This is a genomic window from Legionella saoudiensis, from assembly GCF_001465875.1.
GTDB classification, from domain to species: Bacteria; Pseudomonadota; Gammaproteobacteria; order Legionellales; family Legionellaceae; genus Legionella; species Legionella saoudiensis.
The window spans coordinates 311,611-326,825 of record NZ_LN901324.1 but is presented as its reverse complement, the minus strand read 5'-3'; the positions used below and the strand labels follow the sequence as shown (position 1 = coordinate 326,825).

The window sequence follows — 15,215 nt, the reverse complement described above, 5'->3', positions numbered from 1 at the left end:
TTACACTATAATAATTTAAAACAGGTGCCGATTAAATAAGTGAGAATACCAAAAGAATATGGTACAACTTCCGGACCCAGCACGAACAAGACTTTCTCTCCTTACAGAGACCTGCCTAGACTCGTAAATCAGACAAAAGTACATCCTTTCTCAACTGCAAGAAAACCATAAAGCTTCATCTTCTCATTCTATCTAGTCAATAAACTCTTTTAGTGATACGCTGCCTAAAAGTTTATACAGAAGATTTTTTAACTTCACATACAAGGAGGTATGCATGCGACGTTTTTTCTTTGCCTTAGGCCAGCTTCAATTGGTGTCCCAGAATTACTTGACATACCTCCTCGGCATGGCTTGGAAAGAGCGCTTAAGCAAAAATAGTTTATTTATTTTTTTCATATCGTGTGTTTTATTCTCTACAGCGCAAGCCTCTACCCCATTATGGACTATTGTACCTTCTTCTGGAAGCAACCCTACACTAACGGTTGCTGAAAATGGGACAGCCAATGTTCAATATAATGTACAAAATCAATCCCATAAATCAAAAAGACTAACTATGTTAGCACTACCTGGAATAAACCAAACTACTCCTTGTATCTTAGCTCCTAAGGGTCAGCCAGGAAGCAGTTGTGTTCTAAACTTAAGTATTACCGGCAGTACATTACCACGTGAAGGGATTCATCATGGGCCCGTCTTATGCCAAACAAATTCAGATGGCTCTCCAATCCCTAATCAATGCTATCAGCCCAGTGCTGCTAATAGTTTAAATATTACTCGCGGCTCGGCCACAGGTGCCGTAATAAATGTGAATCCATCCAGTTTAAATTTTATCGCTGGGGCAAATGCTACATTCACTATAACCAACAGCAGCAGTTCTTCCGAGCCTGCCAAGAATGTAAATGTGGTTATTCCGAGCGGCAGTAGCATTACTGTGCAAAATAACACTTGTGGTGCAAACCTTGCTGTTGGCACAAGTTGTTCAATTACCTTAACTGCATCAGCAACTGAAGGCCCCACATTAATAGGAGTTAGTGGCAGCAATACCAATTCCAGCCAGGTGACAGTTACAGTAACACCTGTTCCTGTTTCAAACATTAGTGTCAGCCCCACTGTGCTGGTATTTACCCAAAATACCCCAGGAGTATTAACCATTTTTAATGATTCCTCATCAACGGTCCCTGCTCTAAACGTTACTGCGATTAGCCCTCCAGGAAGCAATATTATGGTTTCCAATAATACCTGTAATAGCAGCATTGCGGTTGGCGCTAGTTGTACAATTACATTAACCAGCACCACAGCCGAAGGCCCAACTTCGATAAGTATTAGTGGTGACAATACCAATACCGTAGCAGTTATGGTAACAGTAACAACTAACCCAACCGCTCTATTGAGTGTTAGCCCTAGCTCCCTAATGTTTACTGCTGGCGAAACGGGGACCATTAACGTAACCAACAGCTCTGGTTCGGCAGTAACCGCAGATGCAGTTGGCTCCACAATTCCTGTAAGTAGCTCTATCACTGAGCAAAGCAATACCTGTTTACCAAGCCTTGCTATAGGTGCCACATGCAGTATTACTTACACCAGCAGCACAGTTGAAGGACCAACGAATATTATAGTAAGTGGGAATAATACCAATACAGAAAATGTAGCAGTCACGGTAACTTCTCAACCTACAGCAACAATTAGTGTAAGCCCGAGCTCATTGACATTTGAAGCTGGAGCTAATGGTACTCTCACCGTAACCAATAATAATCTTTCACCCGTCAATGCTACGAACATTACGGCGAGCATTCCCATAGGAAGCAATATTACGGTATTAAATAATGGCTGTACTGGACCTCTTGCCCCAGGAGCTAATTGTTTAATAGTATTGACCAGTCCAGTAAGTGCACCAACTACAAGCGTAACGGTTAGTGGCAGTAATACCAATAGCTCCATGGCAACGATTACCGTGGAGCCAACCTGCGCACCAATTACTAGTCAATCAACCCCGGGAGTATCGGTAAGCTTCACAGGCACGGTAACTAATTTAGGTAATTTAATTGATTCTAATTTAAATAATTTTGCAACAATGAATATTAGTCTTCTGTCAGGTGCCTCGATAATAATGGACATACCAAGTACTTCTTATACGAAAATCGGCGTGAAGATGGCCACCGCAGGAGTAATTACCCTCTCGTCTTTTACCTTTACGGCATTTAACGGAGTAACACCTGTGTATACAACTACTGTATTCCCTTCAAATACGTCCATGGAATATTCTTTTATCCTTCCTGGAACGCTTCTTATGAATCGAATCACTTTATCGACAATTCCCGCGTCTGTCGTCTCTTCTTATAACGTTAATTATTTTTGTGCTGGACAATAGTCATTATCTTCAAGAACATTCTAGAGCTAGTTTTCAAGACTGGCTCTAAACATAAGATTAGATCGCTATTTGCTTTAAAGTTGAAAAAATCATTTGTCAGAATAAATGATGGCCATGTTCTGGCCTTCTTGTATTAAAGGATTTGCCATTCTCAGGGCTGGGACGACAAATCCTTAACTTTATTATGCTCCCTGCACCAATTGCATAAACTGTTGCAACTTGCACACCGTCCCACCGCAGGCAGGAATACTCACAGGTTCACCATTATAAGTTACTTTAACCGTATAAGAATTTGCGTCACTTTCATAAAGTGAAAAATTAAGATTGGATGCATACGGAGGTGCTTGTTCTAACGGCGCTCCTAAAAAACTTAATGAGCTGGCAATCGTCGTATCATGGGCTGATAATAAAACATACTTTAGTTTGGATTTATTTTGGCTTCCGCTGTTAAGGTAATTAGCAATATTAGTCATTAACTTAGTGCTATATACACGTGCGACTTGTTGTGGGCGCTCTTGCGCCATAAAAGCCCAGTTGCAGACCTTAATGATGTCATTAATATCTTGTGAGCTTAATCCCTCAGGCATTGGTGCATGGTGCAGTTGATGAATATATAAGGTGTCACCAAGTAATCCCAGATCCTGCAATTTATTAATTTGCATACCGGTTAAGGAGCTCCAAAGTGGGTATTTGTCTTTCAATTCATTATTTTTTTGTTGCCACTCTTTGGTTGGATAAACATACTGCTGCATAAGCTTTTCACGTACGCGGGAACTTACAGGTTGTACAATAACATCATCATACTTATAAGGTGCGCTAAAGACAGGGATGGGCTGAAATGAATGGGGCAAAGCGGGCATCGCTGACTCTGAAGTATTAGGACCTGTTCCTGGAGGATACAAGCCCATCAGTAGGGATTGCGCACTCATAAGGGTGCGTTCATAATCGGTGGAGCGCACATACATGGTCCCTGCTTCATAGTGCTCAGGTAATAAATGTGTTTGTTCTACGTATTTTTTACGAAACTCCACACCCATATTGTATTCTTGTTGCATCCCCTCTGCGGTTAACTGCCCCAAACCTGCAGTCCACTCATAATTTAAGCCAGGGATAGAAACAATTGGTGTTCTATCTCCATGGCGAATAATATCCACGGCAAAAATTAGTTTATCTGCTGCAAATAACAATGAGGGGGTACTGAGTAATAATGCGAGAGTCAAGCAACGTTTATAACCCATTTTGGCTCCTTAATTTCAATCATGGATAAAGCAAAATGGATCATACCATAAAAAAACCATTACCAAGCAAACAATTTGAATTATATTTGCACAGAACGCAATCCTTTCACATCAAGTATTCTATTCCTTTAATTTATTCTCCTGCCTGGCGGCATTGATTATGAGCAGTTTCAGGGCACGCCGTAGCACAATGAATTCTTTTTGTTTTTTGACATCGCTCCAGACAACTAGAAACCGTTTTTTTGATACATAGTTTGCGGGCTTCTAGCTGAGAGGCATTGGATATCAGTGTTAAGAAAGAAAATGAAATTAATATACTCAACTTATATAAATTCATAATAAAGCCTTTTTATTTATCATATTTATTATAAAATTAGCATATCTTATTGCTCCAGATGAACAAACAGGATAAAATTAACACAGTTCGTTCTTTAATAAAAAAGTGCCCCCTTAAGGCTCTCTTAATTTTCCTAAGATAAACTATGGGCACATAAAGGTATAAGATTTGTTAATGATGCAGAGATACAGCCGTAATTCTTCCAAATCAGTCCTACAGCGATGTACGAAGCCTAGTTATCTTTTTTTATTTTATACCCAACGTCGTAATTATCAATTATCGTTAACCCTCAGCAGAAGGTCATTCTCATGAAAAACCAATTACACTCAATATTAAGTAAGTACCCCTTTATTCATATTGATAAAGTTGGGGAGCTGACCATACTTGTTCCCTTAACCGGAGCCAGAACAGTTACTGCTGATTTCACCGCAAACTCGGAAAAAGCGACAGCACTTTATCTCTTCGGTGATAACACCTGTAAATCGGATCTGGAAAGAACAGAATTCTTTAAGCCAACCTCTACTGCGACAAATCCTAAGAGAAGTTTCGATCAGTTGTATGCCGATCTTATTAAAGAGTTACGTGCCTTGATGCATCATCAAACAGTAAAAAATGACGCGACAGTAATTCAAACACTCATAGATTCCTTAGAGGAGCAGAAAAAGGATGCCGATAAATTTCAGGGCAAAAATCCTAATACCGATAAAATGCGTGATGATTTATGCAATGGCAATCAGGGTTTTGCAGTTAAGGGTGAGTTTATTGTCAGTATGGACCCTGATGGCGTAAGGAATTTAAACTTACCAAATGTGTTAAATTTAACTACCGCAGGAGAAGAAAAACAAAAACTCCTTCCTGAAAGTTTTGCTCGAGATAGGGAGATCTCAACCAGCCTTAACACGATCCCTAAAATTACCTACGTCGATCCCTTCGTGTCGTATGTTCGCGAACAAGTAAGAGAGGACCTTGATAAGTGCCGACAAGGGTTAACTCAAAATCCTGCCCAATTATTTAGAACCATTTATAACGCTCTAAAAGATAAACACTATCCTAAGCTGACGGAAAAGGACTCAGGATTTTTTGATACTTTAGCAGATAACTTGAAGATAATTTATGGTGATGAGGAAGATTACAAAGATTATACCGAAAAGGAAGTTGTAGATGCGATTCAACTGATTCTTAAACAAACAGGGTTCTTTGCTCCACAAGAGCAAGCTAAATATTTTTCAAATATCTTTCACCAAGCACTTACAGAGTTTGAAGGTAAAAATGGTAGTTCTTCTAATAAAATACCTACATATAAATTATTTTCCTTACAAACTTTTCTTTATTTGTGTGCTTTGCAACTACGCTTAAAAAATCCAGAGCATGCAAAGAAATTTCTTTCTGAATTACAACAACCAGCTACTGCGAAACAATTAATTAAACAATTATGTTCTAATGAAGCTGAATTTATAAAAATGCTTCAGAAAACTTATGGAGTGACCTCCCAGGAATATCATGCACTTGTAAATGCGGCTTTCGAGATTATTACCGACCATGTTGATGTACCTCATTTTGATGAACTTAAAGTAGCCTGTAGCACTAAAGTCCTGGAAAATACACATTATTTGGTCATAGGTGGTCGTCTGTGCTGGAGTACCTCTGAAATTACCGAGTCAGGAACTATTAATAGTGCTGAGCAAAAGAGACGTGAATTTGATGCTAATTTTGAAAAATTTTTCGAACATAAAGAAGCTTATCTTGACCGCAAAGGGCATATCCAATTGCTCCAAGAATTATTAAATGGCCAAGCAGAACTTGAAGAAGCGGCACTCCAATCCCTGGAGTATAACGCAAAAACCTTCTCATTCTCTCAAAAGAGGCAACTTTTAGAGCTTGCTATTAACAAGCGAAAATATAAGTGCGCTGAATTTTTAGTTAATCAAGGGGTGCATGACGCAAAACTGTTTCAGTTAGCCTTTAATCAATCCCCTGTAAATATGCAGTTAGTTAGCAGTTTTACTCGTGCTAATTCTAACTATATGATGCATTATGCAACTACAGAACAACTTGCAAAGGCCATCCGTGAAGGTCGATTAGAATTTATTAAAATTATCTTAGCACTAGCACCGAACTTATTAGAAACCCGTCTTGATTATGGTACTCCTCTTATGGTTGCTTGCCGTGAAGGAAGAGCCGATATAGTGAACTACTTCATGTCGGTAGGAGCTAATGTTCTTGAGACAACTGGTTCAGCGAATACCACCGCCAAATCCTATGCGGCCCAACGTAATGATAGAACACTAAATAGATTATTTACGGATTATCACCTAAGGGTAAGAGAGCAACTTAGGGAAGGAAATAGTTTTCCATTGCTCTCTACTCCTGGATATTTCCTAACCGCTATAAAGCAAGGGGAGCATCAATTAGTAGAAGTATTATTAGAGTATTTCCCTGAATTAAAAAATGAAATTACGCTTCAAGTTTTAATTGATGCCATAAGGGATAGATCGCTTGCCATGGTTCAGGCTCTATTAGTATTAAAACCTGAACTTCTTAACCAGGCTGATTCACTAGGGAAAACTCCCTTATTTTATGCCTGCGAATTCAACAATGAACCCATTGCGCAGCATTTAATAGCAGCTGGTGCAGATCTCTTTAAAGCAGATAACCAAGGAAAATTACCTCGTAACGCAACAATAGATCAAAGAGTCAGGGGCTTATTTATTCCTTATTACACAAGGCTAGCTCCAGAATCCGAGCAATATCAGGCTATATTTACTAGTGATAACTACAGAATAGCAATTCTAACAAATGATCATAGTTTAGCTGAGTGCATCGCTCAAGCTAAGCCAGAGTTTGTCAACGAGATAACGCCTGAGGATCTATTGAGAGCCATACAGTGTGAATCGCTTAATGCAGTGAAATACATTTTAAATCATCGAGCTGACTTATTAGAATATAAAGACTCAAGAAATAAAACACCATTCTTCCATGCCTGTGAAAAAGGTAACTTATCCATAGCACACTACTTAATGATGGCTGGGGCCAATGTTTATGCCGGGGAAATTACTGCATTTCAATCCAGTCCAACGAGCTATTCGGGTTATACCATACGTAGGGCTAAAGACTTAAATGACCGTCCAGACATCAAAGAGTTATTAAACACTTATCCTAATCGTCTACATGCTATTCCCGCGAAACAGCTCACTACAGGTCATATTGTTGATGCGATTGATGCGCGAGATTTAACTTTTGTTAATTATTTTTTAAATAAAGACCCTAAATTAAAGCAAGGACTTAGTGAAATTGATTTACAACGTATCGAGCAACAACGAATCCAGGAAAAATTATCTCATCATTTTAAACAATTGATTCAGGGATTAGATAGCAAACGCAATCAATTCCCCTATTCAAGACGAGCTGATAGTCCCTATCAAGTTATGTATAATCTTAGCGATCATTTAATGGCGGCTGGGAGTAAATTCTTTAATACTCATGTTTCTATGAGCACGGTACAACAATTTGAATCCGAATGTAATGAGGCGCTGAGAAGAGCAAATCCTGTATTAAGTAGTCATCGAGGATGGTTTGGTTTCCCTCTATGGATAAGAGCAATTGCAGGGATTATTGCAGCGGCAACCCTAATTCCGGCAATAACTGTTCAAGCGACCACAGAGAAAGGGTATTTTGGAACCTTCTTTAAAACCCCTGCAACCAATACTGCAATGCATATGGAAAAATTCTCCGCTGAGGTTGAGGTTATAAAAACTGAGTTAATCGGCATTATTTAATACAAGCGTAGCTGTAAGTGCGGCTTAACCTGAGGATTTGAGCTTTAATAAAGCTTAAATCCTCGGATTTTGCTGCGCGTTATACAGTGTCAATCGCGAATTCTTGAGATTTACCAACAAAAGCCCGTTAATATTTTTTTAATATAATTATATTAAAATTAATACCCATTTTTTAAAAACACTCCAAGGAAAACAATGCCTAAGATTATTATTTTTACTGATTTTGATGGTACTTTAAGCGGAAGAGATGGCAGTAAAACCGTCTTTTCACCATTTTATCAATCATTATTACAAGGCTATGTTCCTGGCGCAGTAAATCAAGAGTATAGACTAACACCACTAAAGAATAGTGATACAATACAAAGCTTATTCGAAATAGAATTTGGTCCATATAATAAAGATTTTAACTATGAACAGCCCGGAGCAGATTTATTGCTAAGCCGTGAAGCCGTTAAATTTCTTCATGAGATGTTAAAAGACGAAAACGTCTGCGTGCAAATCATTACCAGAAATCGCCAGGATTACATACGCGCCCTACTAACATACCAAGGATTCACCACTGAGGAGCTTAATAGATTAGGCATTTGTGATTCCTTATTAAAAGATAGAGCCGTCCTGCAGTTTTTATCAACACAAACAGAAAATGTCTCTTGCGTTTATGTACTGGATGACAGTAAAGAAGACTATAACCGCATGTTAAGTGCTGTGATTGCCTATAATTTTTCAGACGACCAAATCCGAAATTATTGCATGATGCCAGGTTGTTTTGAATGGGGTTTATATAACCAGGAAATCAATAAACTTCTTCAATCCTTTACCTCAACTGCGGAAAAAAAAGAAGAGGAGCAAGAAGAAGTTATAGATGACAACTTTCCTTTAGCCGATGAAGCCATTAAAGAAGCAGAGGCATCACCCCGTAATAATTATGCTCATAATGATGAGGATAAAGAATTTATCGTACTTATCCCTGAGGGCACAAGAAAAGCAGCTTCTTTTTTTAAAACCCCAAATCCGCCTCAAATTGCTAATGAGGGTGAACAGGATTTGGAGCCATTCTGTAAGCCTTAACAGGCTTAGCACAAAGCTTACTGCTAAGACTAATTATTTTTAAATAACTTTCATGGCGAGCGTAGCAACCCAGGGGCTCTCGCCCAAAACCTTGGTTGCTCCGCTACGCAATTGATCACGAATCTACGCGCCTGCTTCTTTGCGCGCATCATTTGAGGATTTAATCAGAGTACTCAAAAGAAGCAGTATTACTCGTATGCAGTAAATTAGCTCGTATCAGATCTGCCAAAGTCCTAGTCTCCATTTTTTTCATCACCTTCGCGCGATGGGCTTCAACTGTAGAAATGGATATATTAAGTTCATACGCAATTTGCTTATTTAATTTCCCTTCAATTACTAAATCCATAATCTGTTTTTCGCGTTTCGTTAAGCTATTGATTCGCTGACAATAATCAGATTGAACTTGGAAGGTATTATTTTGATTTTTTTTCAAACAACTTTGCGTGATTTCTAATAAATCCTGATGATTTACTGGTTTAAGAATAAAATCTGCTGCTCCTGCTTTCATCGCTCTTACTGCCATGGGTATATCCCCATAACCAGTGATTATGATTACAGAGAGCTGATTTTTGGTTGTATTAAGATATTCTAATAATTCGAGGCCACTTATTATAGGCATCCTCACATCGATAATTAGGCAGCCATATTGGTTCGCATCATAATTATCAAGAAAGTCCTTGGCATTATCATAAGTTTGAACCCGAAGATTTACTGACTCAAATAACCAACGAAATGACGCGCATATTTCTGGGTCATCATCAACAATAATAACCATCGGAGCACTAGTACTCATATCAATAATCCCTTATGAAACATGATAAGTTGAAAGCAAATACCATCAGGTGTTAATTCAGCTAATAAGCTACCGCAATCAGTAGTGAACAACGTGCGGCAATAAGTCAATTCACTTTCCAGGCTCTCCTCTTTTATGGGATAATTGCTGGTTATGGTCATCCTTAATGCATCCTTTTTATAGGGTTTCGTTTGAATAAATAACTCGCTGTGTTCTATGTGATTCCCTGCTGTATCAATGCATTGCTTCAATAAGCGAAATAAAACACATTTGAGTTGGGATTTGCTCATATTAAAGTCAAAAAGACAGTCATGGAAGTCTAAATTTAGTTTAATATTACGATTTTTTATCTCAAAAGAAAATAAAGAACTTATTTCGGTAATAATATGGGGAATGTTTATACGCTCTTCTTGAATGATTAACTGTTGCATCGAATAAACTTTATTTTTAAATAACTCCGTATGCTCACTAATTTTTTGTAATGCGTTGTTTATTTGATTGGGGCTAAGTTCATTTCTTTGTAACTTAATTTCACACCCACCTAGATAGGCTTTAATTACTGTTAATGGCTGATTTAATTCATGAATAAACTTCAATAGAAGTTGGGTATGTACGTTTTTTTGCATTAATCCATTCATCTAATTGTTATATCCTAAAATGTCCTATGAAAATAGCCTAATAAATTTTTTACTTAACACAATAATGTCACGCAATATAATTATGTTTTGACCTATTTTGTATATGTTAATCCATTGTTTTTTGGTAGTTTATTCTGGTTATCCTTAATATAAGCGTTAAGTAGAAACCTATTAGCTTGCATAAGATGGTGTTTTTGATAAGCACACCATAGTTGCGAATCTAACATAAAGATAAATAATATCCAATTTGATTAGGATATTTATTATGAAACAAAAAAATGGCAGTAAGCACTAAAGATAGAATATGGATCCAGTTATTATGCCTACTAATTGTATGAGCGTATTACATCAGCCTCCTCTTCGGATTCCCAATAAACATATTCCTCTTTATTAGTAGGCTCGACTAAAGACGTTAAAATTTGTATTTCTCTTTCAATTTTTTCGACATCATCTAGCTCTTTCATACAGACTCCATCCTGGAATATTCCAAAACCACTCATTCCCGCACAGACAAAAATCCGTTTACAAGTAAAACGCTACTCCATGCGAGAATGACTTAACTGAGCCCTACATGTATTGGCCGCCATTAATATCCAAATTGGCACCAGTAATAAATCCTGCCTCGTCAGAAGCTAAGAAAGCAACCGCCTCTGCAACCTCCTCAGGCTGCCCTAGACGTCCTACAGAAATATTGCCGATAATTGATTTCAATATGTCCGGGCTCATCTTGGCAAGCATGGGGGTTTCAATATAACCTGGAGAAATGGTATTCACCGTAATCCCATTTTTCGCTACCTCCAATGCCAAGCTTTTGCTAAAGCCAAATAGCGCTGATTTTGTAGCGGCGTAATTGCATTGTCCAAACTGGCCTTTTCGCCCATTCACTGATGAAATATTAATAATACGTCCATAGCTTTTATCAAGCATGGGTAATAACAGGGTGCGCGTCATATTAAATACACTTGTTAAATTAGCATCGAGCGTTTGCTGCCATTGCTCAAAAGACATTTTTTTAAAACTGGAATCACTGGTAATCCCTGCATTATTAACAAGGACATCAACGCGGCCAAACCACTCCAAAAGGATTTGGGCGAAATTTTCACAATCTGAGAATTTGCTAACATTGGCATATAGAATCTCAATATCAAATCCTGCAGCTCTTTGAGCCGCTTGCCATCTTCTAGCTTGAGTATGATTTCCATCTTTGAAATAACAGGCAACAACTTGATAACCCGCTTTATCTAAACGTCTACAAATTGCAGAGCCTATTCCACCAGTACCTCCTGTAACTACGGCAACTTTACGTCCCATAAAATATCCCTATTATTTATTGATAAAAATTATATGTGCCTTGATTGAGTGTGTTTGCTGGGAGACTAGTTGCCAACACACCCTAATCAAGAGCAAACAACTTTAGTTTTTAAACATTTTTTTTACAATTGTGGTTTTCCATAACCAATAAGATAGATATATGTTTTCTACGGCCGCAATATAGCTTAATATGACGCGGTAGCGTTCAACGTGAAACTGGCGAATGATATTTGAAAAGAAAAAACAACTTATTTTATTAGTTGAGGACAATGATTCCATAAGGGAAGCATTAGCCGGAGCCTTAGAGTATGTGGGATATTTAGTGGTAACAGCCCGCAACGGGCAAGAGGCCTTAACCCTATTGGAAAAAGATCCTCTTCCTTTAATTATTTTTATAGATTTGATGATGCCTGTGCTTGATGGTTTTGAGTTTCGCGAAAAAAAGAAATTAAACCCGCGTTTAAAAAATATTCCAACTATCATTGCATCAGCAAAAACTAATTTGGAAAAAATAGAACGAATGCCCAACGAATCATTCTTGTCGAAGCCCTTCGAGCTCAATGATTTGTTAAGTCTTATAAAAAAGTATTGTGATTAAAAATTATATAAAAAGCCGTTTAAGGAGACACTGTTCCGTTGCAGCTCCTTGCCATAGTTAAATAGAGATAATTTATCCTAGGATACCTAGATGACTACAAAAAAAAATAATACGCGCTCAAAAAAGCATAATACAATTGGAGAGGAACCCTCAACTGCGTTGGATGTCTTAGAATACCACCCGAAAAAAAACCATCCTCTTTTTATTGTGGGAGTTGGCGCCTCAGCAGGCGGGCTAGAAGCATTAAAAGGTGTCTTTTCTAACTCAACAGCCAATGAGAGCCTTTCCTTTGTGGTGGTAACTCATTTAAGCCCGGATAAAACCAGTGTACTGCCCGAGCTACTCCAACAATATACTCCGCTTAAAGTAGTAGCCATTACTGATAGTCAAAAAGTTGAGCCAAAACATATTTATGTGCTACCTCCAGGAAGAAACGTCCAAATTCGCAAAGGAGTATTGCATTTAACTCCAATCTCTAATGAAACAAAGATGCACCCTATTGATTTCTTTTTACGTTCATTAGCAGAAGATCAAGGTTCAAGAAGCATTTGTATTATTCTTTCTGGAACAGGAAACGATGGTACGCTCGGGCTAAGAGTCATCTCCAAACAAAAAGGGTTAGTCATTGCGCAAATGGTTAAATCGGCTACCTATGATGTAATGCCCAAAAGTGCTATTAATACCGGCTTAGTTGATTATATATTTCCACCTAATCAAATATACCCCTTTTTAGTCAACTTTGTAGCTCATTTTGTCAATGAAACTCCGCACCTACCCGCTAGTATCTCGGATGAAATACAACAAATATTAACCTTACTGCGAACTAGCACTGGGCATGATTTTTCTCTATATAAACCCAATACTATTTTTCGCCGCATCCAAAAGCGTTTGAGTATTTTGCAGATTGATAACCTATCAACTTATACGCATTACTTACAGCAAAACCTTAATGAAATTCAAATTTTATTCAAAGAACTATTGATTAATGTAACTAATTTTTTCCGCGATCCTGATGCATTTGACACATTAAAAGAAATATTACTGCAAAAAATTTTAATGAATAAGTCACAAAGTGAAAGCCTAAGAGTATGGATTCCTGGATGCTCAACGGGAGAGGAGGTTTATTCAATTGCCATTATATTGCAAGAATGTATGGAACAATTGAAGTGTCATTTCAATGTGCAAATTTTTGGTACAGACATTGATGAAGAAGCCATAGAAATCGCACGCGCAGGTATTTTTCCTCTTGATATTAAGAATGACATCACTGAAGAGCGGCTTAATCGTTTTTTCACCCGAGAAGAAAACTCTTATAAGGTGAATATTGACATACGGAAAATGATTATTTTTGCCGTACAAAATCTAATAAAAGACCCCCCATTTACAAAACTTGACTTATTAAGTTGCAGAAATTTATTAATTTATTTAAGCTCCCAGTTACAAAAGAGACTTTTTTCACTATTTCACTATAGCTTGAAATCTGATGGACTATTATTTTTAGGAACATCTGAAGCGATTAGTGGTTCTGTTGATCTATTTACAATTCTTAATAGACGGTGGAAGATTTTTCAAAGGAAAGGTGGTTCTACAACATTTAATACAATAATGAGTCTACCTTATGCATCAAATCCATCAGAATCAATGAATATAAATATTATGGAAAGAAATACTCAAGATATCGAACCAAGTTTGGCCCATGTCGTAGAACATGTTTTATTAAATAATTATACCCCTGCTTCTTTCGTCCTCGATGAAAATGGGAAAATCATTTATGTCTATGGTCGCACCAGCAGATTTATTGAGTTCACATCAGGTGAAGTACGCTTAAATTTCATCGATATGATTCGGCCTGAGTTAAAAGCTAAGGTGTTAAATGCAATGAGGAAAGCATCAACATTGCAAAAAGAAGAATTACTTAATAATTTACCGCTCAAAGAAGGTAATGAATTTAAATACATTAATATACGCGTTAGGCCTGTAGTTGAAGCCAAACCGTTTAATCGAATGCTTCTTTTATTGATTTTTGAAGAGTTGCCAGCAGTTACTCAAAACCCTGAAATAACAAAACATGATAAAAAAAGTGATTTGGGCAAAAGAATCATTCAATTAGAGCAAGAGCTCAAATACACAAAGGAAAGTTTACAATCTACAATTGAGGAGTTAGAAACTTCAAATGAGGAATTAAAATCCAGTAATGAAGAGCTGCAATCAACCAACGAAGAATTACAAAGCACTAATGAAGAAATAGAAACTTCAAAAGAAGAATTACAATCATTGAACGAAGAGCTAACTACAGTTAATTCAGAATTAGAAAGCCGAATTGAGCAATTATCGAGTGCCAATGATGATATTAAGAACTTGCTGGATAATACAGAAATCGCAACCATATTTTTAGATAAAGATTTATGTATTAAACGCTTTACTCCAAGAGCCACAGATATTATTAACTTAATTCCAACCGATGTTGGTCGTCCTATTAACCATATTGTATCAAATTTACAGTACGATAAATTATTGGATGATGCACGTAAGGTTCTTAAAACGTTAGAATCGAAAACAACAGAGGTGATGGATAAGAGTGGACGTTGGTATGTAGTACGAATCATTCCTTACCGTACAGTAAATAATATCATTGATGGAGTCGTGATTACCTTCTTAAATATTCATAATCAAAAAAAGGCTGAAAATGAATTAATAAGAATAGGACACGAATTTAAAGCCGCACAAGAAATTGCCAGCCAGTTAATTAATACGTTACCTTATCCTGCTTTGCTTATCGATAAGCATTATAAGGTTCTTTTAGAAAATAATTGTTTTTCCGAGCTTTACACTCACAATGTTGACAAACTTACGACTCATAATTTATTTAAATCAGCATTAAGATTTGATAAAAATAAGCTCAAGCAATTTATAGATGACTTTTTTAGCAAAGAAAATGCTCCAAGTGAAATTGAGCTTGATATTAATGAGAAGAACTGTAAAATAAAAATCCAAAGAGTCCTGGATTCAGTATTGTTTATACTATTTAAAACAAATTCTGGATGTGCATAGTTCCTTTAATAAGCAAAGCGGAATCAGTGTAAATTGAACT

10 protein-coding genes are annotated in these 15,215 nt (G+C 37.2%); 5 read left to right on the top strand and 5 right to left on the bottom strand.

What is annotated here, in order from left to right; genetic code table 11:
- The first annotated feature begins 274 nt into the window (after nt 1-274).
- On the top strand, nt 275-2,365 hold the full coding sequence (locus BN3124_RS10485; protein WP_058534751.1) for an autotransporter outer membrane beta-barrel domain-containing protein: 2,091 nt from the start codon (nt 275-277) through the stop codon (nt 2,363-2,365).
- Nucleotides 2,366-2,547: 182 nt separating this feature from the next.
- Here BN3124_RS10485 and BN3124_RS10480 read toward each other — a convergent pair whose 3' ends face one another.
- Nucleotides 2,548-3,603 (bottom strand): histidine phosphatase family protein, encoded by a 1,056-nt coding sequence (locus BN3124_RS10480; protein ID WP_058534750.1) that lies wholly within the window; start codon nt 3,601-3,603, stop codon nt 2,548-2,550.
- A gap of 645 nt (nt 3,604-4,248) precedes the next feature.
- Here BN3124_RS10480 and BN3124_RS10475 point away from each other — a divergent pair.
- On the top strand, nt 4,249-7,716 hold the full coding sequence (locus BN3124_RS10475) for an ankyrin repeat domain-containing protein (RefSeq protein ID WP_058534749.1): 3,468 nt from the start codon (nt 4,249-4,251) through the stop codon (nt 7,714-7,716).
- Between the two features lie 195 nt (nt 7,717-7,911).
- Nucleotides 7,912-8,784, top strand: a complete 873-nt coding sequence (locus BN3124_RS10470) for a hypothetical protein (RefSeq protein ID WP_058534748.1) — start codon at nt 7,912-7,914, stop codon at nt 8,782-8,784.
- 160 nt (nt 8,785-8,944) lie between these two features.
- Here the strand turns inward: BN3124_RS10470 and BN3124_RS10465 are convergent, their stop codons facing one another.
- The 4 genes from BN3124_RS10465 to phbB form a co-directional block, all read right to left on the bottom strand.
- Nucleotides 8,945-9,577, bottom strand: coding sequence for a response regulator transcription factor (locus tag BN3124_RS10465; protein WP_058534747.1), 633 nt, complete (start codon nt 9,575-9,577; stop codon nt 8,945-8,947).
- Nucleotides 9,574-10,215: a sensor histidine kinase gene (locus BN3124_RS10460; RefSeq protein WP_058534746.1), complete on the bottom strand. Its 642-nt coding sequence runs from the start codon at nt 10,213-10,215 to the stop codon at nt 9,574-9,576. The genes BN3124_RS10465 and BN3124_RS10460 overlap by 4 nt, the downstream gene beginning before the upstream one ends.
- Before the next feature lie 326 nt (nt 10,216-10,541).
- On the bottom strand, nt 10,542-10,679 hold the full coding sequence (locus BN3124_RS17090; RefSeq protein ID WP_155522665.1) for a hypothetical protein: 138 nt from the start codon (nt 10,677-10,679) through the stop codon (nt 10,542-10,544).
- A gap of 103 nt (nt 10,680-10,782) precedes the next feature.
- Nucleotides 10,783-11,526 carry an acetoacetyl-CoA reductase gene (gene phbB, locus BN3124_RS10455; protein ID WP_058534745.1) on the bottom strand — a complete coding sequence of 248 codons (744 nt, stop codon included), beginning with the start codon at nt 11,524-11,526 and terminating at the stop codon, nt 10,783-10,785.
- A gap of 223 nt (nt 11,527-11,749) precedes the next feature.
- Here phbB and BN3124_RS10450 point away from each other — a divergent pair, with 223 nt between their 5' ends.
- Nucleotides 11,750-12,124 carry a response regulator gene (locus BN3124_RS10450; protein ID WP_058534744.1) on the top strand — a complete coding sequence of 125 codons (375 nt, stop codon included), beginning with the start codon at nt 11,750-11,752 and terminating at the stop codon, nt 12,122-12,124.
- Between the two features lie 90 nt (nt 12,125-12,214).
- On the top strand, nt 12,215-15,175 hold the full coding sequence (locus BN3124_RS10445; RefSeq protein WP_058534743.1) for a CheR family methyltransferase: 2,961 nt from the start codon (nt 12,215-12,217) through the stop codon (nt 15,173-15,175).
- Nucleotides 15,176-15,215: the final 40 nt, after the last annotated feature.